Annotated in this window: 20 protein-coding genes; 16 read left to right on the top strand and 4 right to left on the bottom strand. The window is 65.0% G+C overall.

Features of this window, described 5'->3' with window-relative positions; translation table 11 throughout:
• Window positions 1–16: 16 nt before the first annotated feature.
• The 8 genes from paaA to P9A16_RS00835 all read left to right on the top strand — a co-directional run bounded on the left by paaA (window position 17) and on the right by P9A16_RS00835 (window position 7,209).
• A complete protein-coding gene (gene paaA / locus P9A16_RS00800) occupies window positions 17–1,021 on the top strand; it encodes a 1,2-phenylacetyl-CoA epoxidase subunit PaaA (RefSeq protein WP_024271328.1) in 1,005 nt (334 codons plus the stop codon).
• A 13-nt stretch (window positions 1,022–1,034) separates the two neighbouring features.
• Window positions 1,035–1,319 carry a 1,2-phenylacetyl-CoA epoxidase subunit PaaB gene (gene paaB / locus P9A16_RS00805; protein WP_023516149.1) on the top strand — a complete coding sequence of 95 codons (285 nt, stop codon included), beginning with the start codon at window positions 1,035–1,037 and terminating at the stop codon, window positions 1,317–1,319.
• Entirely contained in the window at window positions 1,319–2,074 is a 756-nt protein-coding gene (gene paaC, locus P9A16_RS00810) for a 1,2-phenylacetyl-CoA epoxidase subunit PaaC (RefSeq protein WP_023516150.1), read from the top strand. The genes paaB and paaC overlap by 1 nt, the downstream gene beginning before the upstream one ends.
• A gap of 9 nt (window positions 2,075–2,083) precedes the next feature.
• The gene (paaD, locus tag P9A16_RS00815; RefSeq protein ID WP_023516151.1) at window positions 2,084–2,608 is read left to right on the top strand and encodes a 1,2-phenylacetyl-CoA epoxidase subunit PaaD; all 525 of its coding nucleotides are present in this window, start codon (window positions 2,084–2,086) and stop codon (window positions 2,606–2,608) included.
• Window positions 2,609–2,731: 123 nt separating this feature from the next.
• On the top strand, window positions 2,732–3,808 hold the full coding sequence (gene paaE / locus P9A16_RS00820; RefSeq protein WP_023516152.1) for a 1,2-phenylacetyl-CoA epoxidase subunit PaaE: 1,077 nt from the start codon (window positions 2,732–2,734) through the stop codon (window positions 3,806–3,808).
• A gap of 11 nt (window positions 3,809–3,819) precedes the next feature.
• Window positions 3,820–4,575 carry a Phenylacetic acid catabolic protein gene (locus P9A16_RS00825; protein WP_023516153.1) on the top strand — a complete coding sequence of 252 codons (756 nt, stop codon included), beginning with the start codon at window positions 3,820–3,822 and terminating at the stop codon, window positions 4,573–4,575.
• Window positions 4,576–4,643: 68 nt separating this feature from the next.
• Window positions 4,644–6,701: a phenylacetic acid degradation bifunctional protein PaaZ gene (paaZ, locus tag P9A16_RS00830; RefSeq protein ID WP_023516154.1), complete on the top strand. Its 2,058-nt coding sequence runs from the start codon at window positions 4,644–4,646 to the stop codon at window positions 6,699–6,701.
• 4 nt (window positions 6,702–6,705) lie between these two features.
• Window positions 6,706–7,209, top strand: a complete 504-nt coding sequence (locus tag P9A16_RS00835) for an acyl-CoA thioesterase (RefSeq protein ID WP_023516155.1) — start codon at window positions 6,706–6,708, stop codon at window positions 7,207–7,209.
• A 7-nt stretch (window positions 7,210–7,216) separates the two neighbouring features.
• On the opposite strand, the gene P9A16_RS00840 is transcribed toward P9A16_RS00835, so the two are convergent.
• From P9A16_RS00840 to paaG, 4 genes are all read right to left on the bottom strand, one after another.
• Window positions 7,217–7,813, bottom strand: coding sequence for a TetR/AcrR family transcriptional regulator (locus tag P9A16_RS00840; RefSeq protein ID WP_024271329.1), 597 nt, complete (start codon window positions 7,811–7,813; stop codon window positions 7,217–7,219).
• Between the two features lie 194 nt (window positions 7,814–8,007).
• Window positions 8,008–9,318, bottom strand: a complete 1,311-nt coding sequence (gene paaK, locus P9A16_RS00845) for a phenylacetate--CoA ligase PaaK (protein ID WP_023512771.1) — start codon at window positions 9,316–9,318, stop codon at window positions 8,008–8,010.
• Between the two features lie 41 nt (window positions 9,319–9,359).
• Window positions 9,360–9,800 carry a hydroxyphenylacetyl-CoA thioesterase PaaI gene (paaI, locus tag P9A16_RS00850; RefSeq protein WP_023512770.1) on the bottom strand — a complete coding sequence of 147 codons (441 nt, stop codon included), beginning with the start codon at window positions 9,798–9,800 and terminating at the stop codon, window positions 9,360–9,362.
• Complete coding sequence (gene paaG, locus P9A16_RS00855; RefSeq protein WP_278025508.1) at window positions 9,797–10,585, bottom strand: 2-(1,2-epoxy-1,2-dihydrophenyl)acetyl-CoA isomerase PaaG; 789 nt, start codon at window positions 10,583–10,585, stop codon at window positions 9,797–9,799. Before paaG ends, paaI begins: the two co-directional genes overlap by 4 nt.
• 100 nt (window positions 10,586–10,685) lie before the next feature.
• On the opposite strand from paaG, the gene paaN reads away from it, so the two are divergent.
• The 8 genes from paaN to P9A16_RS00895 all read left to right on the top strand — a co-directional run bounded on the left by paaN (window position 10,686) and on the right by P9A16_RS00895 (window position 20,054).
• Entirely contained in the window at window positions 10,686–12,347 is a 1,662-nt protein-coding gene (gene paaN, locus P9A16_RS00860) for a phenylacetic acid degradation protein PaaN (protein ID WP_023512768.1), read from the top strand.
• A gap of 46 nt (window positions 12,348–12,393) precedes the next feature.
• Window positions 12,394–13,545, top strand: a complete 1,152-nt coding sequence (locus tag P9A16_RS00865) for an ABC transporter substrate-binding protein (RefSeq protein WP_023512767.1) — start codon at window positions 12,394–12,396, stop codon at window positions 13,543–13,545.
• Window positions 13,546–13,615: 70 nt separating this feature from the next.
• Complete coding sequence (locus tag P9A16_RS00870) at window positions 13,616–14,488, top strand: branched-chain amino acid ABC transporter permease (RefSeq protein WP_023512766.1); 873 nt, start codon at window positions 13,616–13,618, stop codon at window positions 14,486–14,488.
• Window positions 14,489–14,490: 2 nt separating this feature from the next.
• The gene (locus tag P9A16_RS00875) at window positions 14,491–15,447 is read left to right on the top strand and encodes a branched-chain amino acid ABC transporter permease (RefSeq protein ID WP_023512765.1); all 957 of its coding nucleotides are present in this window, start codon (window positions 14,491–14,493) and stop codon (window positions 15,445–15,447) included.
• A complete protein-coding gene (locus tag P9A16_RS00880) occupies window positions 15,444–16,229 on the top strand; it encodes an ABC transporter ATP-binding protein (protein ID WP_278025509.1) in 786 nt (261 codons plus the stop codon). Before P9A16_RS00875 ends, P9A16_RS00880 begins: the two co-directional genes overlap by 4 nt.
• On the top strand, window positions 16,216–16,917 hold the full coding sequence (locus P9A16_RS00885) for an ABC transporter ATP-binding protein (RefSeq protein ID WP_023512763.1): 702 nt from the start codon (window positions 16,216–16,218) through the stop codon (window positions 16,915–16,917). Before P9A16_RS00880 ends, P9A16_RS00885 begins: the two co-directional genes overlap by 14 nt.
• A gap of 4 nt (window positions 16,918–16,921) precedes the next feature.
• The gene (locus P9A16_RS00890; protein WP_023512762.1) at window positions 16,922–18,982 is read left to right on the top strand and encodes a 3-hydroxyacyl-CoA dehydrogenase NAD-binding domain-containing protein; all 2,061 of its coding nucleotides are present in this window, start codon (window positions 16,922–16,924) and stop codon (window positions 18,980–18,982) included.
• A gap of 154 nt (window positions 18,983–19,136) precedes the next feature.
• On the top strand, window positions 19,137–20,054 hold the full coding sequence (locus P9A16_RS00895; protein ID WP_023512761.1) for a helix-turn-helix domain-containing protein: 918 nt from the start codon (window positions 19,137–19,139) through the stop codon (window positions 20,052–20,054).

A 20,054-nucleotide genomic window follows, 5' to 3' on the forward strand; every position in this document is an offset into this window, starting at 1 on the left:
GCAAGGAGGAAAGACCATGTATGCCCAGATGGTGAAGACCGATGCCGCTCGCGTCCGGTCCCTCGACGAGATGGACCCCGTGGAGCGCGCCTTTCAGGAGCGCGTCGACGCCGGCCAGAAGATCGAGCCGAAGGAGTGGATGCCTGAAGGATATCGCAAGACGCTGGTGCGCCAGATCAGCCAGCACGCCCATTCGGAAATCGTCGGCCAGCTTCCGGAAGGCAACTGGATTTCCCGTGCGCCGACCTTGGAGCGCAAGGCCATCCTGCTCGCCAAGGTGCAGGACGAGGCGGGCCACGGCCTTTACCTTTACTGTGCCGCCGAAACGCTCGGCGTCAGCCGCGACGAGATGTATGAGCAACTCCATTCCGGCAAGGCGAAATATTCCTCGATCTTCAACTATCCGACGCTGACCTGGGCCGATATCGGCGCAATCGGCTGGCTGGTCGATGGCGCGGCGATCATGAACCAGGTGCCGCTGCAGCGCTGTTCCTACGGCCCCTATGCGCGGGCCATGGTGCGCATCTGCAAGGAAGAGAGCTTTCACCAGCGTCAGGGCTATGACGTCTTGATGAAGATGGTGAAGGGCACGCCTGCCCAGAAGGCCATGGTGCAGGATGCGCTGAACCGCTGGTGGTGGCCGTCGCTGATGATGTTCGGCCCCTCGGACGATGCCTCCGTGCATTCGGCGCAGTCGATGGCCTGGAAGATCAAGCAGAACTCCAACGACGAGCTGCGCCAGAAATTCGTCGACCAGACCGTGCCGCAGGCAAAATATCTCGGCCTCACCGTGCCGGATCCGGACCTCAAGTGGAACGAGGAAAAGGGCGGCCACGATTTCGGCGAGCCGGATTGGGAGGAATTCTTCAACGTGATCGCCGGCAACGGCCCGTGCAATGCGGAGCGCCTCAACGCCCGCAAGAAGGCCTGGAATGACGGCGCCTGGTTCCGCGACGGCCTGACGGCGCATGCCGAAAAGGCCGCCGACCGCCGCGCTGCGGCAAAAATCGCCGCCGAGTAAGGGAGAGAGCACGATGTCCAGCGAATGGCCGCTTTGGGAAGTTTTCATCCGGGGCCAGCACGGCCTCAACCATCGCCACGTCGGGAGCCTGCACGCGCCCGACGCCGAGATGGCGATCAACAACGCCCGCGACGTCTATACGCGCCGCAACGAGGGCGTCAGCATCTGGGTGGTGAAATCCTCAGAAATCACCGCCAGCGCGCCCTCGGAAAAGGGCCCGCTGTTCGATCCGTCGAATTCCAAGGTCTATCGTCACCCGACCTTCTTCGACATTCCGGACGAAGTGGGGCACATGTGATGTCGGGCGCGGCGCTTCTCGAATTCCTGCTGCGCATCGGCGACAACACGCTGATCCTCGGCCATCGCGTTTCCGAATGGTGCGGGCACTCGCCCGCGCTGGAGGAGGATATCGCGCTCGCCAACACCGCGCTCGACCTGATCGGCCAGACGCAGCTCTGGCTCGGCCTTGCCGGCGAGGTGGAAGGCAAGGGCCGTTCCGCCGACGATCTCGCCTATCTGCGCGACGGTTACGAATTCCGCAACATCCTCATCGTCGAGCGCCCGAACGGCGATTTCGGCAAGACGCTGATGCGGCAGTTCCTGTTCGACGCCTGGCACTATCTGCTCCTCAAGGCGCTGAAGGGGTCCTCCGACACCCGCATCGCCGAGATCGCGGAAAAGGCGTTCAAGGAAGTCTCCTATCATCTCGACCGCAGCCGCGATCTCGTCATCCGCCTCGGCGACGGCACGGCGGAAAGCCACCGCCGCATGCAGGAGGCGCTGGATGAACTCTGGCCCTTCACCGGCGAGATGTTCATGAGCGATGCGCTCGACGCCGAACTGGTCGAGGCCGGCATCATCCCGGCCCCCGCAAGCCTCAAGGCGGGCTGGGACGAGATCGTCGCGGAGACGCTCTCCGAGGGCACGCTGAAGAAGCCGGCCGACGGCTACATGCACAAGGGCGGCCGGCGCGGCGTTCACACCGAGCATCTCGGCTTCATCCTCACCGAGATGCAGTTCCTGCAACGCGCCTATCCGGGCGCGACCTGGTAGGAGGCGGCGATGGACCCGGCGCTTCGTCCCTCGGTCAAGGAGGTCTGGCACTGGCTTTCCGAAGTGCCGGACCCGGAAATCCCGGTCATCTCGCTCACCGATCTCGGCATTATCCGCGATGTCGAATGGCGGGACGATACACTTGTCGTGACGGTGACGCCGACCTATTCGGGCTGTCCCGCCACCACGGTGATCAATCTCGATATCGAGACGGCGCTCACCGGAAAGGGCCTTGCCAAGGTGAAGCTGGAGCGCCGTCTCTCGCCCGCCTGGACGACGGACTGGATCAGCGCCGAGGGCCGCGAAAAACTGCGCGACTACGGCATCGCCCCGCCGATCGACGGCACGGCCACCGACGGCGTCTTGATGAAACGCATCGACCGGCTCTCCGGCCGGTCGAACCTGACCATCGCCTGTCCGCGCTGCGGCTCGGCGAACACGGAAAAGATCAGCCAGTTCGGCTCGACGCCCTGCAAGGCGAGCTATCGCTGCACGGACTGCCTGGAACCGTTCGACTATTTCAAGTGCATCTGACCGGAAGCGATTCCGGCGAACCGGAATTCGCCTGACACGCTCTGGTTTCCTGTTTTTACCGCATGATCCGACGCCGAAGCGATGCCGCTCCGGCCGGAAATGCTCTAGGGAGAAGGCCCGCACATGGCACGTTTTCATTCCCTGACCGTGACCGACGTTCGCCGCGAGACGCGCGATGCGGTCGTGGTCACGCTCCGGCCGTCCGAAGAGGACCGCGCTGTCTTCGACTTCACGCAAGGCCAGTACCTGACCTTCCGCCGCAAGTTCGAGGACGAGGAGCTGCGCCGCTCCTATTCGATCTGCGCCGGCAAGGACGAGGGTGTCCTGAAGGTCGGCATCAAGCGCGTCGACGGCGGCTGTTTCTCCACCTGGGTCAACGAAAGCCTGAAGGCCGGCGACACGCTGGAGGCCATGCCCCCGATGGGCGCGTTCTTCACCGCGCTGGAGCCGGACGCCGCAAAACACTATCTCGGCTTTGCCGGCGGCAGCGGCATCACGCCGGTGCTCTCGATCATCAAGACGGTGCTGTCACGTGAACCGCGCGCGCGCTTCACGCTGGTCTACGCCAACCGCCAGATCAGCTCGATCATGTTCCGCGAGGAACTGGAGGACCTGAAAAACCTTTATCTTGGGCGCTTCTCGGTGCTGCATATCCTCGAAAGCGAGGCGCAGGATATCGACCTCTTCACCGGCCGCATCGACGGTGAAAAGTGCGCGGCGCTGTTCAGGAACTGGATCGACCCGAAATCTGTGACGACCGCCTTCATCTGCGGCCCGGAGCCGATGATGCTGGCGATCGCTGCCGCCCTTCGTGAGCATGGCCTGCGTGACGACCAGATCAAGTTCGAACTCTTCGCCTCCTCGCAGCCCGGCCGGGCGCGCGCCAGGGTGGAGAAGGCGAACGGCGCGGACCAGGGCGCGACCTGCGAGGCGACCGTCACGCTCGACGGCGCGACCCGCGTCTTCAAGTTCCCGAAACAGGGCCAGAGCCTGCTCGACGCCGCGCTCGAAAACGCCATGGACGCGCCCTATGCCTGCAAGGCCGGTGTCTGTTCAACCTGCCGAGCCAAGATCATTGAGGGCGAGGCCGAGATGGAGGTCAACCACGCGCTGGAAGATTACGAGGTGCGCCAGGGCTATGTGCTGACCTGCCAGTGCTTCCCGCTCACCGACCGCATCGTCGTCAGCTACGACCAGTAAGGGGAATTTTCATGTCCGATACGATGCCGATCGAAGACTATCTGGCTGAGGGTGGTGTGCTCTCCTCGCCCGCCAATGTGCCGCCGCGCTATCGCGGCGAACTCTTGCGCCTCATGGCGAGCTTTGTCGACAGCGAACTGGCCGGTTCCGCCGGCTTCGCCGATACGATCAACGATGCGCCGGGCATTCAGGAGCGCATCTCCGCCGCCCGCATCGTGCTGGAAAAGGCCGATCACGCCGGCAAGGTCTTGCAGGTCATGGAAACCTTCGGCGCGAATGGCGGGCGCTACGCCGTGCACCATCCCTGGGCCGAGCGGCTTTCCCGCGAGGCCGATATCGGCGCGGCACGGCAGGGCGGCGACATGCGCCTCTCCGTCTTCCACTATCCGCTGCAAGGCTGGGTGGATGCCGTCGTCATGAACGTGCTGATGGGCCGGGCGAGCGTCGTACAGTTGAAGGAACTGTCGCGCGTCTCCTACCAGCCGCTCGCCGAGATTTTCCGCGCCATCCTGCCGCGCGAGACGCGCCATGCGGAGCTTGGCCTTGCCGGCCTCGTGTGCATCGCCGGTGACGAGGAGGGCCGCGCCAAAGCGCAGGCTTCCGTCGCCTACTGGTATCCGCGCGTCGCCGCCAGTTTTGGCCATTCCGGCTCCGCCCGCTTCGAAACGCTGTCGCGTTTCGGCCTGCGGTATACGCCCAACGAGACCCTGCTGGCCGAATGGCGAGCCGAGGTCGATGCGCAGCTCGCTGCGCTTGGATTGAACTGAGCAATCCCAGGAAAAGTGTGAAGCGGTTTTCCGTCCGTGATTGCGAAAAAAACAGGAAGGACATTGAGATGAACGTCATGGCAAACCGGCCGCGCCGGCTCGAAAGCTATGTCGGCGGCGCTTGGGTCGTCGGTGCGAAGGAGGGCGTGCCCCTGCTCGACGCCGCGACGGGCGATCCGGTCGCCTTCATCGATTCCTCCGGCATCGATTTCAAGGCGATCCTCGCCCACGGCCGCGACAAGGGCGGCCCGGCGCTGCGGCGCATGTCCTTCCACGAACGCGCCGCCATGCTGAAGGCACTCGGCCAGGCGCTGATGGAGAAGAAGGAAGAGTTTTACGCTCTCTCGACCGCCACCGGCGCGACGCGCGCCGATAGCTGGGTCGATATCGAGGGCGGCATCGGCACGCTGCTCTCCTATGCTTCCAAGGGCCGGCGCGAATTGCCGAACACCCGCGTCCTGCTCGATGGCGACGTGGAGCCGCTCTCCAAGGACAACACCTTTGCCGCGCAGCATATCCTGACCCCGTTGCAGGGCGTCGCGGTGCATATCAACGCCTTCAACTTCCCCTGCTGGGGCATGCTGGAAAAGCTCGCCCCGACGCTGATCGCCGGCGTTCCCGCCATCGTCAAGCCGGCGAGCCAGACGGCCTATCTCACCGAACTGATGGTCCGCCGTATCGTCGAGACCGGCATCCTGCCGGAAGGCGCGTTGCAGCTCGTCTGCGGCTCGGTCGGCGACCTGCTCGATCACGTCGAAGGACAGGACGCCGTCACCTTCACCGGTTCGGCCGCCACCGGCCAGCGCCTCAAGACGCACAAGGCGATCATCGAAAACTCGGTGCGCTTCACCATGGAGGCCGACAGCCTCAACGCCGCCGTGCTCGGCCTCGACGCCGCGCCCGGTACGGAGGAATTCGACCTCTTCGTCAAGGAAGTCGCCCGCGAGATGACGGTGAAAGCCGGCCAGAAATGTACGGCGATCCGCCGCGTCATCGCCCCGCGCGCCTATAGCGAGGCCCTCATCGAAAGTCTTGGCGCGCGTCTTGCGAAGACGGCGATCGGCAATCCCGCCGACGAAGCCGTACGCATGGGCCCGCTCGCCAGCCTCGACCAGCGCGAAGAAGTTCGCGCCCGTATCCGCGATCTCTCCGCCGACGCCGAGATCGTCGCTGGCGATCCTGATAATCCCAGCGTCCAGTCCGGCGACGCCGTGGCCGGGGCCTTCCTCAATCCGGTGCTGCTCTATTGCGACAAGCCGGGCTCGGCCCGCGCCGTGCACGATGTCGAGGCCTTCGGCCCAGTCAGCACCGTCATGCCCTATGACACGGCGGAAGAGGCGGTTGATCTCGCCCGGCGCGGCAAGGGCAGCCTCGTCGCCTCGGTCTTCACCAACGATCCGGCCTTTGTCGAAGAGGTCGTGCTGGGCCTTGCGCCCTTCCATGGCCGCGTGATGATCGGCAACCGCGTCAGCGCAAAGTCCTCCACCGGCCACGGTTCGCCGCTGCCGGGCCTCGTGCACGGCGGCCCCGGCCGCGCGGGCGGCGGCGAGGAGCTGGGCGGCATGCGCGGCGTAAAGCATTACATGCAGCGCACCGCCATCCAGGGCGCGCCGACCATGCTCTCCGCCGTCACCGGCCGCTGGCTGCCGGGCGCGGAAGCGCGGGCGGGCGGTGAGCATCCGTTCCGCAAATCGCTGGCGGAACTGAAGATCGGCGACCAGCTCATCACCGCGACGCGCACGGTGACGCTCGACGATATCGAGCATTTCGCCCATTTCACGGGCGACACGTTTTACGCCCATATGGACGAGGAAGCGGCCAAGGCGAACCCGTTCTTCGACGGGCGCGTGGCGCATGGCTATCTCATCGTCTCTTTCGCCGCCGGCCTGTTCGTCGATCCGGCGCCGGGTCCGGTGCTGGCCAATTACGGCGTCGACAACCTGCGCTTCCTGACACCGGTCAATCCGGGTGATACGCTGCAAGTGCAGCTCACATGCAAGGAGATCAACCCGCGCGCCAATGCCGAGCACGGCGAGGTGCGCTGGGATTGCAACGTGACCAACCAAACCGGCGCCACCGTCGCGCAGTACGACGTGCTGACCATGGTGGCCAAAACGAGAGACTGACCGCATGGACCCGCGCCGCCTGGAAATGACCGTTTTGATGACGCCGGACATGGCAAATTTTTCCGGAAAGGTTCATGGCGGCGCGTTGCTCAACCTGCTCGATCGCGTCGCCTTCTCCTGCGCCTCGCGTTATTCGCAGCAATATGCGGTGACGCTTTCGGTCGATCAGGTGATGTTCAAGGAGCCGATCCATGTCGGCGAACTCGTCACCTTTCGCGCTTCGGTGAACCATACCGGCCGAACCTCCATGGAGATCGGCATTCGCGTCGAGGCGGAGAACATCCGCTCCGGCCACCGCCGGCACACCAATTCCTGTTATTTCACCATGGTCGCCGTGGACGAAGCGGGAAAGCCGGTGCGTGTGCCGGAGTTGCAGCCGACGGATCCGGTGGATACCAGGCGCTACAAGGCGGCAGAGTTGCGCCGCACGCTGCGGCGTGAATTTGCCGAGCGGCTGGAATCGGTCGCGGCGACGGGCAAGGATGTGGAACGGTCGGACGACGGTTAGTTTTTGCTTACGTAACGGCTTTGACGCCCTCAAGGATCAGCGTCGTCGCGATATCCGCATACTCATCCCGCGTCACTGGCCCGTTCGGGCGGAACCACATATAGACCCAGTTCATCATGCCGAAGAGCGACATGGTGACGGGCATCAGCAGCGGTCGGTCCTTGTTGAGATCCGGGTTGATGTCGCGGATGACGCCGGAGAAGCGCTTGACGATCTGCCGCTCGATCGCCTGCAGTTCGGAAAGCTGTTCGGGGGAAAGTGCGCTGGTGCCGTTGAGCTGCACCTTGTGCTCGTTGTCCCGACCCTCGTAGTTCGCCAGCACGGCCTTCACGAGAAGCCGCAGGCGATCCTGCGGGGCGACGTCTGGTCGGTCGGCGGCTTCGATGGCGTTTGCCAGCTCCGTCAGGTGCGTGCGTACGATGTCGAAGATCAGTGCGTCCTTGCTCGGATAATAATGATAGAGCAGCGCCTTGGAGACATTGCTGTGCGAGGCGATCATAGACATGGAGGCTTTCTCCATGCCCATCTCGGCAAAGACTGCGGCGGCACTCGAGAGAATGCCGCGCTGTTTTTCCTCGAAATCAACTGCGCGCGTGCGTGCCATTTTATCCTGCTTTGCTTTGCCCGGCTTGCTTCCGGGAAGGTGGCTGCCCTCCCTATACACAGTCAACCCGGTTCCGGGATAGGGGACCTTCATCCTTCTTCTAACGGCGAAGATTCCCCATCTCTTTGTTTCTACACAACTCCGGACGCAAAATCATTCCTCGCGCGATCGCTGGAATTGTTCAGCCCGGCCTTTCATTCCTTCGGGCGGTTGTCGACCACCCGTTTTGCCTTGCCTTCCGAGCGGGCGACGCCGCCGGGCTCGTGCACCGTGATCTTCGTCGAGACCCCGACCACGCTCTTGATGTGATGGGCGAGTTCCTTGGCCGAACCCGTGCGAGAACCCTCGTCGGCTGCCTCGAGCGTGCACTCCACATGCACGGTCATGTTGTCCATGCGGCCCGAGCGTGTCAGCTCGATCTGGAAATGCGGCGCGAGGCCGCGACATTTCAGGATCTGTTCCTCGATCTGTGTCGGGAAGACGTTGACGCCGCGCAGGATCATCATGTCGTCGGAGCGGCCGGTGACCTTTTCCATGCGGCGCATCGAGCGGGCGGTGCCGGGCAGCAACCGCGTCAGATCGCGCGTGCGGTAGCGGATGATCGGCAGGCCTTCCTTGGTGAGCGTGGTGAAGACCAGCTCGCCGATCTCGCCGTCCGGCAGCACCGCACCTGTGACCGGATCGATGATTTCGGGGTAGAAATGGTCTTCCCAGATGTGCAGGCCGTCCTTCGTTTCGACGCATTCATTGGCGACGCCCGGGCCCATGACCTCCGACAGGCCGTAGATGTCGACGGCGTGCATGTCGAAGGACTGCTCGATCTCCTCCCGCATGGCGTTTGTCCAGGGCTCGGCGCCGAAGATACCGACGGCGAGCGAGCTTTCCCGCGGATCGACGCCCTGGCGGCGGAATTCGTCGAGGATGGAGAGCATGTAGGAGGGCGTGACCATGATGATGCGCGGCTTGAAATCCTGCATCAGGGTGACCTGGCGTTCCGTCATGCCGCCGGAGATCGGCACCACGGTGCAGCCCGCCCGTTCCGCGCCGTAATGCGCGCCGAGGCCGCCGGTGAAGAGGCCGTAGCCATAGGCGACATGCACGACATCGCCGGCCCGGCCGCCCGAGGCGCGGATCGAGCGGGCGACGACGTTCGCCCAGGTGTCGATGTCGTTCTTCGTGTAACCGACGACGGTGGGCTTGCCGGTCGTGCCCGACGAGGCGTGGATGCGCGCCAGCTTCTCACGGGGTACGGCGAACATGCCGAACGGGTAGGTGTCGCGCAGGTCCTTCTTAGTGGTGAAGGGGAATTTTGAAAGGTCGGCGAGTGTCTTGAGGTCGGAGGGGTGTACGCCTGCCGCGTCGAAGCGCTGACGATAGAAAGGCGAATTCTCGTAGGCGTGGGTCAGTGACCATTTCATGCGCTCAAGCTGCAGCGCGGAAATCTCATCGCGGGAGGCAGTCTCGATTGCTTCGAGGTCTCCGGGGCGGGGGGACAGGTCTTCCATGAAAATCTCCTCCGAGAATGCGGGATGGTGTGCCCTCTGCCTCACTCCGGCAGATGGGTGCCCTTGACTGTTCGCGAGTGGCCGCGGAATTCCGCGACATGCTCGCCCTCCTGGTTGGTGATGCGGATGTCGTAGATGCCGCCACGACCGCGGCGCGACACCTCCTTCGCCGTCGCGGTCAGCCTGTCGCCCCGGAAGGCCGGCACGATGAAGGTCACTGAACAGTGCTGGGCGACGGTGCGCTGGTTGTAGGTGTTGCAGGCGAAGGCGAAGGCCGAATCCGCCAGTGTGAAGATGTAGCCGCCGTGACAGGTGCCGTGGCCGTTGGTCATGGTCTCGGCGATGGTCATGACAATGGCCGCTTCGCCGGGTGCGATGGCAACGAGCTCCATGCCGAGATGACGGGTGGCGTTGTCGTCATCCCACATCGCCTTGGCGCAGGCTTCGGCGAGCGCTTGCGGAGAAAGCTCGGCGGCGCTCATTTGCCGGAGAACTCCGGCTTGCGCTTTTCGAGGAAGGCGGAAACGCCCTCGGCGTAGTCGGCGCTGCGACCGGCCGCGCGCTGCAGGTCGCGCTCGAGGTCGAGCTGCTGGTCGAGAGAATTGGTGGCGGCGGCCTGGATGGCGCGTTTCGTCATGCCGAGGCCCTTGGTCGGGCCGGCGGCAAGGCGTACGGCGAGAGCGCTCGCCTCTTCCATCAGCCTGTCGTCGTCGACGGCGCGCCAGATGAGTCCCCAGTCGGCGGCGGTTTCCGCGCCGAGCGGTTCTGCGGTGAGCGCAAGCGCCTTGGCGCGCGCCTCGCCGATCAGGCGGGGCAGGCTCCAGGTGCCGCCGGAATCGGGCACCAGGCCGATCTTGGCGAAGGCCTGGATGAAGCGGGCGGAGCGGGCGGCGAGCGTGATGTCGCAGGCAAAGGCGATATTGGCACCCGCGCCGGCGGCGACGCCGTTGACCGCGCAGATGACAGGTTTTTCGAGGCTGCGGATGAGGCGCAGCAGCGGATTGTAATAGGTCTCGATCGTGCGGCCGAGGTCCGGCACGCCTTTCTTGGGATCGCGGTCGCCGAGATCCTGGCCGGCGCAGAAGCCGCGGCCGGCACCGGTCAGCAGTACGGCGCGTACCGCGTCATCCGCATGGGCACGCTCGAAGCCGGCGCGCAGCGCAAGGTGCATCTCGTCGTTAAAGGCGTTAAGCTTGTCCGGGCGGTTCAGCGTGAGGCTCAGAACGCCATCGGCGAGCGCCGACAGAATGGTGTCGGAAGTGGTCATGGTTCCTCCCTGTCGCCCTTCCCAGCGGCGACCGTAAAAAAACTCTTGCATAAACCGACCGGTCAGTCAATTATAAAAGCACTGACTGGAGGAGCCAGAGATGACCGGACTTTTCGAGCGCCATCGCCCGACGCTGGCCGCCGCAATCGAAGCGGCCGCCAAGCGTGATTTCTGGACCGTCTATCCCGAAGTGCCGAGTGGCAAGATATACGGTGAAACGGCAAAGGACGATGGCCTTGCCGCCTATACGGCACGGCTCGATGCGGCGTTCGATCTCGTCGATCATCCGGCCGAAGGACGCGTCGGTGCCGAGGTTTCGCCGTATGGGCCGAGCCTTGGCATCACGTATCCCGCCGCCTCTGCCGACATGCTGGTCATGGCCTCGCGCGCGGTCGCCTCGCAATGGGCCGCGGCCTCGCCGGACATACGCGCCGGCATCTGTCTCGAAATCCTTGCCCGCCTCAATGCCCGCAGCTTCGAGATGGCGAATGCCGTCATGCACACGACGGGCCAGGCCTTCGCCATGGCCTTCCAGGCCGGTGGCCCACATGCGCAGGATCGTGGCCTCGAGGCCGTCGCCTATGCCCATGCCGAGATGAGCCGCATACCGGCGCAGGCGACCTGGACCAAGCCGCAGGGCAAGGGCGCGCCGATCGTCATGGAAAAGCACTGGCGCATCGTGCCGCGCGGTATTTCCCTCGTCATCGGCTGCAATACGTTCCCGACCTGGAACAGCTATCCGGGCCTTTTCGCCAGCCTCGTCACGGGCAATACCATCATCGTCAAGCCGCATCCGGCGGCGATCCTGCCGCTTGCCATCACCGTCGAAGTCGCGCGGCAGGTGCTCGTGGAAGAGGGGTTTGCTGCCGATATCGTGCTGCTCGCCGCCGATGTGCCCGGTGCCGAGATCACCAGGGATCTCGTGCAGCATCCTGCCGTCGCCATCATCGACTATACCGGTTCCAATACGTTCGGTGCCTGGGTGCGCGAAAACGCCGGTCATGCCGATGTCTACACCGAAGAGGCCGGCGTCAACTCGATCGTCATCGGTGCGACGGATGATTTTGCCGGCATGTGCAGCAATATCGCCTTCTCGCTCTCGCTCTATTCCGGCCAGATGTGCACGGCGCCGCAGGATATTTTTGTCCCACGCGGCGGCATTGCGACGAATGAAGGCCACAAGAGTTTCGACGAGGTTGCGGCTGGCATCGCGGCTGCCATCGATGGTCTGCTTGCCGATCCGGCGCGTGCGGCCGGTGTCTGTGGGGCCATCGCCAATCCGGCGACGCTCGCCCGCATTGCGACGGCCCGGTCGCTTGGCCGCATCGTCCGTGACTCGGCGCCCGTCGAAGGCCTCGATGGCGCTCGCACTGCAACGCCTTTGATTCTCGTCGTCGATGCAGCGGATGCGGATTCTTACGCGGAGGAACGCTTCGGTCCCATCGCTTTCGTCGTTGCGGTTGATGACGTCGAGGACGGCATCGACCATGCTGCCAGGCTTGCCGAGCGCAAGGGGGCGATCACGGCGGCGCTCTACGCGGCGGATGAAACCCAGATTCTTGCCGCGGCCGATCGTTTCGCCACGGCGGGCGTCAATCTTTCCGTCAACCTGACCGGCGGCATCTATGTCAACCAGAGCGCCGCCTTCAGCGATTTCCACGTTACCGGTGCCAATCCGGCGGGCAATGCCAGCCTGACGGATGCGGCTTTCGTCGCGAACCGGTTCCGCGTGGTGATGTGGCGCCGCCCCGCGGCGGCGTGAGGAGTTTTCGCTTTAACCTTTGTCTTTGTTGGGAGGAGAAACCGACATGAAATTTTCGCTCACCACCACCGCGCTCGCCGGCACGCTGGCCTTCGTCCTCGGCTTTGCCGCGCCGGCCCTTGCCGATATCAAGATCGGCGCGACCCTTTCGGAGACCGGCCCTGCCTCCTTCCTTGGCGATCCGGAAGCCAAGACGCTGAAGATGCTGGTTGAGGAGATCAATGCGGCCGGCGGCGTCAATGGCGAGAAGATCGACCTGATCGTCTATGACGACGGTGGCGACCCGAACAAGGCGCGCACCTTCGCCACCCGCCTGGTAGAGGACGACGAGGTCGTCGCCGTGATCGGCGGCACGACGACGGGCACCTCCATGGCCATCATCCCCGTCTTCGAGGATGCCGAAGTCCCGTTCATCTCGCTTGCGGGCGCGATCGAGATCATCGATCCCGTCCGTCCCTTCACCTTCAAGACCCCGCACACGGACCGTATGGCCTGCGCGAAGATCTTCGAGGACATGAAGAAGAACGGCATCACCAAGATCGGCATGATCTCCGGCTCCGACGGTTTCGGCGCATCCATGCACAAGCAGTGCCTGTCCATCGTCGGGGAATACGGTATCGAGGTGCTGGCCGACGAGACCTACGGCCCGACCGATGCCGACATGACGCCGCAGCTTACCAACATCAAGGGCAAGGACGGCGTGCAGGCCGTGCTGAACCCCGGTTTCGGCCAGGGGCCGGCGATCGTCACACGCAACTATGCGCAGCTCGCCGTCGGCCTGCCGCTCTACCAGTCGCACGGCGTCGCCTCGGATGGTTTCATCGAGCTTGCCGGCGCGGAGGCTGCCGAAGGCGTGCGCCTGCCGGGCACGGCGCTTCTCGTCGCGGGTCTGCTGCCGGAGAACGACCCGCAGCGCGCCGTCGTCGTCGCCTACAAGGAGGCCTATGAAAAGGCGACCGGCAAGCCGGTCTCGACCTTCGGCGGCTACGCCCACGATGCGCTGCGCATTCTCGTCGATGCGATCAAGCGGGCAGGCAGCACCGAGCCTTCGGCGATTCGCGATGCGATCGAAGGTACGGCGGGCCTTGTCGGTACGACCGGCACGGTAACCATGACGGCGGAGGATCATCTCGGCCTCGACCTGTCGGCCTTCCGCATGCTGCAGATCGAAAAGGGCGGCTGGAAGATCGTCGAGTAATCGAGCCTGCCGGCCCGCGCCACAGGGCTGTGGGCCGGCGGAAACCGTCGTGCGCGAAGCGGAGGCATTCATGCCCGAACTCCTGCAATTCCTACTTTCCGGGATCACGGTCGGCGCGGTCTATGCGCTGGTCGCGCTCGGCTTCACGATCATCTACAACGCTTCCGACGTCGTGAACTTCGCCCAGGGCGAGTTCGTCATGCTCGGAGGCATGATCACCTTCTTCGCGCATGCCGCCGGATTGCCGCTGCCGCTTGCCGCGCTCATCGCCATCATCGTCACGGCGGGTGTCGGCGTTGCGCTCAACAAGCTGGCGATCGAGCCGGCACGGGGCGCACCCGTCGTCTCGCTGATCATCATCACCATCGGCGCCTCGATCTTCATCCGCGGCGCGACACAGCTCGTTTTCGACAAGCAGCTCCATCGCTTCCCGGCCTTTTCGGGCGACCAGCCGATCGTCATCGGCGGAGCGACCATCCTGCCGCAGAGCCTCTGGGTGATTGCCGGTGCGCTTGCCGTCTTCTTCTGTCTCTGGCTGTTCTTCACACGCACCCTCATCGGTCGCGCGGTACTGGCGACGGCGAACAACCGCATCGCTGCCCAGCTCGTCGGCATCAACACCAATTATGTGATGACTCTCTCCTTCGCCATGTCGGCCGCCATCGGCGCTCTCGCCGGCGTGCTGGTGACGCCGATCACGCTGACGAGCTATGATGTCGGCCTCGCGCTGGCATTGAAGGGATTTGCTGCCGCCATGCTCGGGGGCATGGGCAATCCCAAGGGCGCGCTCGTGGGCGGCCTGATGCTCGGCATCCTGGAGGCTATGACGGCCGGCTATATCAGCTCGCAATACAAGGACGCAGCCGCCTTCGTCGTCATCCTTGCGGTGCTCTTCGCCATGCCGCAGGGCCTGTTCGGCCGCAAGTCGACGGATCGGGTGTGATCATGCGGCTCTCCAGCAAGGCAACCACGCTCCTCATCCTCGCCGCGGTCATCGCGATCGCGCCGGTCTTCTTCCCGTCCTCCTATTATTTCCGCGTCGGCTCGCTGATCTTCGTCAACGGGCTTGCGGTGACGGGCCTCGTCATCCTCATCGGCTATGCCGGACAGATCAGCCTCGGCCATGCGGGTTTTGCCGGCATCGGCGCCTATGCCTGCGCGCTGGCGCCGGTCCATCTCGGCCTGCATCCGGCGCTTGCCGCTCTGCTCGGCGCGGCGCTCTCTGCCGCCATCGCCTTCCTCGTCGGCCGGCCGATCCTGCGGCTCAAGGGCTACTATCTCGCCGTCGCCAGCCTCGGCTTCGGCATCCTCGTCTCGATGGTACTCTCCAACGAGGCGCAGCTCACCGGCGGGCCGGACGGCATGGCGGTGCCGGAACTGGGACTTCGCGCTGTCCTGAAGGCCATCGGCATCGATCTTTCCAACACCGAGTTCTGGTATGCCTTCTCCGGCTTCGTCCTTGTCATCGGGGCCTGGCTGGCGCTCAACCTCTACCACAGCCCGACCGGTCGGGCGCTGCGGGCGCTGCACGGGTCGGAGGTCGCGGCCCGCACGGTCGGCGTCGATGTCGCGCACTACAAGCTTGTCGCCTTCATCCTCTCGGCGGTCTATGCCTCCGTGTCGGGCTCGCTTCTGGCGCTGCAGAACAAGTTCATCACGCCTGACGTCGCAGGCTTCATGCACTCGATCGAGATGGTCACCATGACGGTGCTGGGCGGCGCGGGGTCGGTGCTCGGCGCCATTCTCGGTGCCGCGATCCTCACCACGCTGCCGCAGGTGCTGACGGTCTTCCAGGAATACGAACAGCTCATGCTCGGCCTCGTCATGATGCTGGTCATGATCTTCATGCGCGAAGGGCTGCTGCCCTCCATCGCGCGCCGCATCCGGGGGAGGGCAGAATGAGCCTGCTTCAGATCGAAGGTTTGGGGATCGATTTCGGCGGCGTGCGTGCCGTCAACGATGTCGGCTTCTCCCTGAAACCCGGCGAGATCGTTTCCGTCATCGGCCCGAACGGCGCCGGCAAGACGACGCTGTTCAACATGATCTCGGGGGTCTACGCCCCAGCCCGCGGCCGTGTCGCGCTTGACGGAGAGGATGTCACGCGCATGCCGCCGCACCTTCTGGCGCGGCGTGGCCTGTCGCGCACCTTCCAGAACCTGCAGATCTTCCAGTCGATGAGCGTGCTCGAAAACGCCGTCGTCGGGCATCACCTGCACGAGCGTGGCTCGGTCTTTGCCGATCTCCTCTCGCTGCCCGCCGCGCGCCGCCGCAGCAGGGCGTCGGAGGAGAGTGCGCGTGCGCTGCTCGACCGTGTCGGCCTCGGCCGCGCCGCCGAACAGGAGGCGGGCTCGCTCTCCTATGGCGCGCTGAAGCGGTTGGAGATCGCCCGCGCGCTGGCGCTGAAACCCCGCGTGTTGCTGCTCGACGAGCCGGCCGCCGGCTGCAACGCCGTCGAGACGGAGGAGATCGACCATCTGATCGCTAAGGTCGCGGCCGAGGGCGTGTCGATCCTGCTGGTGGAGCACGACATGAAGATGGTCATGCGTATTTCCAACCATATCGTGGTGCTCGACCATGGCGAGAAGATCGCCGAAGGCGAGCCGGCGGCGATCGCGCGCGACCCGCGCGTCATCGAGGCCTATCTGGGTGCCCAGGCGACGGAGGCGCAAAATGCTGACGGTTGAAGGACTGCGTTCGCGCTATGGCCGTATCGAGGTGCTGCACGGCATCGACCTCGATGTCGCCTCCGGCGAGATCGTCACGGTGGTCGGCGCGAACGGCGCCGGCAAGACCACGCTGCTCAAGTGCCTCTCCGGTATCCAGCCGGTCTCGGCCGGGTCCATCGTCTTTCGCGGTGAGGCGCTGACGGCGGTGCCGGCGCATGCCCGCGTGCGGCGCGGCCTTGCCCAGTCGCCCGAAGGGCGCCAGATCTTCACCAACCTGACGGTGGAGGAGAACCTGCGCCTCGGTGCATATCTCTTTTCCGATGACAAGGTGGAGCGGGACCGGGAGGACGCCTTCGCCATGTTCCCGATCCTCAGGGAGAAGCGCAATCTTGCGGCCGGCGGCCTTTCCGGCGGCCAGCAGCAGATGCTGGCGATCGCCCGCGCGCTGATGGGCCGCCCTTCCTGCCTGCTGCTCGACGAACCGAGCATGGGCCTTGCCCCCATCCTCGTCGCGCAGATCTTCGATGTGGTGAAGAGCCTGAAGGCGCTCGGTGTCACCGTGCTGCTCGTCGAGCAGAACGCATTCGGCGCACTCTCGGTCGCCGATCGCGGTTATGTCATGGAGACGGGCCGCATCACCATGTCCGGCCCCGCTGCCGACCTCATCGCCGACGAACGCATCCGCGCCGCTTACCTGGGAATATGACACCATGACCGTCAGCATCATCAGCGAAAACGGCATTGCCGTCGTCACCATCGACAACCCGCCCGTCAACGCGTTGTCGCAGGCGCTGCGCCAGGCCCTCGTCGAGGCCGTCGCCAAGCTCGATGCGGACGCCGCGGTGAAAGCCGTCGTGCTGATCTGCGCCGGCCGCACCTTCATCGCCGGGGCCGATGTCAGCGAATTCGGTAAACCACCGCAGCCGCCGCATCTGCCGGACGTGGTGGCGACCATCGAGGGCGCCAGGAAGCCCTGGGTCGCGGCGATCCATGGCAGCGCGCTCGGTGGCGGGCTCGAAGTGGCGCTCGGCTGCGCCTGGCGGGTGGCCGTTGCTTCTGCCAGCCTCGGCCTGCCGGAAGTCAAGCTCGGCATCATTCCCGGTGCCGGTGGCACGGTTCGCCTGCCGCGACTGATCGGTCCGGCGGCTGCCGTCGAGCTCGTGACAAGCGGCAGCCCCGTTGACGCGAAGAAGGCAGAAGGTCTCGGCCTCGTGGATGCTGTCATCGAGGGCGACCTTCTGGCCGGCGCGATTGCCTTTGCGAATGGTGCTGCCGGCAAAACCCGGCCGGAGCCGATCTCCAGCCGTGCCGTAGCGCCCGTTGAAGCCGGTTTCTGGGAGGGTGCCGAAAAGGCGGTGGCCGCCAAGGCGAAGCGGGAGGCCGCTCCGCTCCGGGCGCTTGCCTCGGTGCGCCGGGCCAGCGAGACGGATTTCGCCAGTGCCATGGCTTTCGAGCGGGAAACCTTCCTCGACCTGCGTGGCTCGCAACAGGCGTCGGCGCTGCGCCATGTCTTCTTTGCCGAGCGCGCTGCGCCACGCCCGCCGGAGCTTGCCGGGATCACGCCGCGCGATATCCGCTCGGCGGCCGTCATCGGCGGCGGCACGATGGGCGCGGGCATCGCTGCGGCGTTGCGCGATGCCGGTCTGCCGGTCATTCTCATTGAGCGCGATGCGGCGGCGGTCGAGCGTGGGCTCGCCAATGTCAGGGCTATCTACGACGGTTCGGTGAAGCGCGGGCGCATGACGCAGGCCATCGCCGATGCGCGCATGGCCGGCGTCGCCGGCAGCGGCGATTACGGCTTGCTGGCCGATACGGACCTCATCATCGAGGCGGTGTTCGAGGACCTGTCGGTCAAGCGCGCCGTCTTCGAAAAATTGTCTGCGGTTTGCCGGCCGGATGCGGTGCTGGCCACCAACACCTCCTATCTCGATCCGGACGCGATAGGCGAAGGCATTGCCCATCCGGAACGGTTCCTCGGCCTGCATTTCTTCAGCCCGGCGCACATCATGAAGCTGCTGGAAATTGTGCCGACCGGGACGACTGCGCCAGACGTGCTGGCGACGGGTTTTGCGCTCGCCCGCCTGCTCGGCAAGATCCCGGTGCGCGCCGGTATCTGCGACGGCTTCATTGGCAACCGTATCCTGAAGGTGACACGTGCGCAGGCCGAGCGGCTGTTGCTGTCGGGCGCGACGCCTGCGGCGGTCGATGCAGCGATGCGCGCCTTCGGCCTGCCGATGGGGCCGTTCGAGGCGCAGGATCTCGGCGGCCTCGACATCGCGGCCTTCCAGCGCAAGGCGGCGCGCGAACGCGGTGAAATGCCTTTTGCGCCCGTTGCCGACCGGCTCTGTGCCCTCGAGCGCTACGGCCAGAAGACCGGCGGCGGCTGGTACGACTACCAGCCGGGCGACCGTGCGCCGAAACCCTCTGACACCGTGGCGGCGATCATCGCCGAGGCAGCGGAAAGCCGGGCACAGCGCGCATGGGACGAGGCAGGCATCGTTGATGCCATTCTCCTGCCCATGGTCAACGAGGCGACGCGCATCCTGGAAGAGCATGTTGCATTCCGCGCCGCCGATATCGATCTCGTGAAGATCCATGGTTATGGCTTCCCACGCTGGCGCGGCGGGCCGATGCACTATGCCGAGGGGCGCGGGCTTTCGGAGGTGGTGGCGGTGCTGGACCGCCTTGCAGCGGATGGCCTTGCCGAACCGCCTAGCGACGGCCTGCGCCGGGCGGCAAAGGCCGGTGGTTTTTCGGTGCTTGCCGGGTGAGACAATTCCGGCAAGACTGCCTGCCGGCTTGCGGCAGGGCGGAAAGATTGCGCGTTTGCGGATGGGAAGGGCTCTCGGCGATAGGCAAGCGTTGCGGACTGTGGTGAGATAGTTTTGGGAGAATAGGCTTTCTGCTAGAGCCGGGGAGGGCACGATGCAGTCGCTGATGACGCCGGGACACAAGCCGGTGCCGGTAGAAATTCTCGAGGCGGAGATCAGGAGGGTCTGCGGTTCGTTCGATCTGGCGCCGATGGGGCGGACGGGCGTCGTCAATGGCGACGTCACGACGCGGCGTGTCGGTCCCTTCGATACGGCCATCGTCGCACTCGATGCCTCCGAAGTCGCGCGCAACACCCGCTCCATCCGGCAGGATCCCGGCGAATACTTCTTCCTGCTGGTGCAGGATGCGGGCCACTGTCGCGTCGAGCAGGGCGATCAGGTCGCGGAGCTTTCGCCCGGCGACATGTTCCTTGTCGATTCCCTCAAGCCCTCGTCCTTTCTCTATCGCGGTGAGCGCTCGAACCAGGTGTCGCTGCATATCCCGCGCGACGAGATGCTCCACCGTTTCGGTACGCCATGCACCGGTGGCCTTTCGATCTCGCGCGATGATCCTCTCTGGCTCGCCATGCGCGCGGTCATCGCGAAAATGCTGCTGGAGGAAGGGGCGCAGGCGCAACTCGGCGAAGCTTTCCTGTGCCTTCTCGGCGCCTACCTGCATTCGAGCCGCGTGACCGGTGCCGCTGAGACGCTGCTGTCGCGTGCGCTTGCGATGATCGATCGCCACCGCGCGGATCCGGGCTTCGGGCCACGTGAACTGGCCGTCCGCCTCAACGTTTCGGAGCGCATGCTGCAGCGGCATTTTCGGCCGCTCGGGGAAACACCCGGTCACCGGTTGCTCAATCGGCGGCTGGAGCTTGCCCATGCGCGGCTCTCCGCCCGCAAGGGAGAGCAGGCGGCGGAGGGCGTTACGGCCGTTGCCTTCGATTGCGGCTTCAACGACCTTTCCTATTTCTATCGCGAGTTCCGCAAGAAGTACGGCACGACGCCGGGCGCGGTCGCGCGCTGCCATTGA

Origin of the sequence: Shinella sp. 838, assembly GCF_029623935.1 — a bacterium.
Classification (GTDB): domain Bacteria; phylum Pseudomonadota; class Alphaproteobacteria; order Rhizobiales; family Rhizobiaceae; genus Shinella.

Bases quoted from the DNA above. Each gene is read 5' to 3' on its own strand.
- P9A16_RS00865 (WP_023512767.1), top strand. From the start codon at position 12,394: ATGAAATTTTCGCTCACCACCACCGCGCTCGCCGGCACGCTGGCCTTC.
- paaG (WP_278025508.1), bottom strand. From the start codon at position 10,585: ATGACCACTTCCGACACCATTCTGTCGGCGCTCGCCGATGGCGTTCTG.
- P9A16_RS00880 (WP_278025509.1), top strand. From the start codon at position 15,444: ATGAGCCTGCTTCAGATCGAAGGTTTGGGGATCGATTTCGGCGGCGTG.
- paaD (WP_023516151.1), top strand. From the start codon at position 2,084: ATGGACCCGGCGCTTCGTCCCTCGGTCAAGGAGGTCTGGCACTGGCTT.
- paaI (WP_023512770.1), bottom strand. From the start codon at position 9,800: ATGAGCGCCGCCGAGCTTTCTCCGCAAGCGCTCGCCGAAGCCTGCGCC.
- P9A16_RS00895 (WP_023512761.1), top strand. From the start codon at position 19,137: ATGCAGTCGCTGATGACGCCGGGACACAAGCCGGTGCCGGTAGAAATT.
- P9A16_RS00875 (WP_023512765.1), top strand. From the start codon at position 14,491: ATGCGGCTCTCCAGCAAGGCAACCACGCTCCTCATCCTCGCCGCGGTC.
- paaE (WP_023516152.1), top strand. From the start codon at position 2,732: ATGGCACGTTTTCATTCCCTGACCGTGACCGACGTTCGCCGCGAGACG.
- paaA (WP_024271328.1), top strand. From the start codon at position 17: ATGTATGCCCAGATGGTGAAGACCGATGCCGCTCGCGTCCGGTCCCTC.
- paaB (WP_023516149.1), top strand. From the start codon at position 1,035: ATGTCCAGCGAATGGCCGCTTTGGGAAGTTTTCATCCGGGGCCAGCAC.
- P9A16_RS00870 (WP_023512766.1), top strand. From the start codon at position 13,616: ATGCCCGAACTCCTGCAATTCCTACTTTCCGGGATCACGGTCGGCGCG.
- paaK (WP_023512771.1), bottom strand. From the start codon at position 9,318: ATGGAAGACCTGTCCCCCCGCCCCGGAGACCTCGAAGCAATCGAGACT.
- P9A16_RS00825 (WP_023516153.1), top strand. From the start codon at position 3,820: ATGTCCGATACGATGCCGATCGAAGACTATCTGGCTGAGGGTGGTGTG.
- P9A16_RS00835 (WP_023516155.1), top strand. From the start codon at position 6,706: ATGGACCCGCGCCGCCTGGAAATGACCGTTTTGATGACGCCGGACATG.
- paaN (WP_023512768.1), top strand. From the start codon at position 10,686: ATGACCGGACTTTTCGAGCGCCATCGCCCGACGCTGGCCGCCGCAATC.
- P9A16_RS00885 (WP_023512763.1), top strand. From the start codon at position 16,216: ATGCTGACGGTTGAAGGACTGCGTTCGCGCTATGGCCGTATCGAGGTG.
- paaZ (WP_023516154.1), top strand. From the start codon at position 4,644: ATGAACGTCATGGCAAACCGGCCGCGCCGGCTCGAAAGCTATGTCGGC.
- P9A16_RS00890 (WP_023512762.1), top strand. From the start codon at position 16,922: ATGACCGTCAGCATCATCAGCGAAAACGGCATTGCCGTCGTCACCATC.
- paaC (WP_023516150.1), top strand. From the start codon at position 1,319: ATGTCGGGCGCGGCGCTTCTCGAATTCCTGCTGCGCATCGGCGACAAC.
- P9A16_RS00840 (WP_024271329.1), bottom strand. From the start codon at position 7,813: ATGGCACGCACGCGCGCAGTTGATTTCGAGGAAAAACAGCGCGGCATT.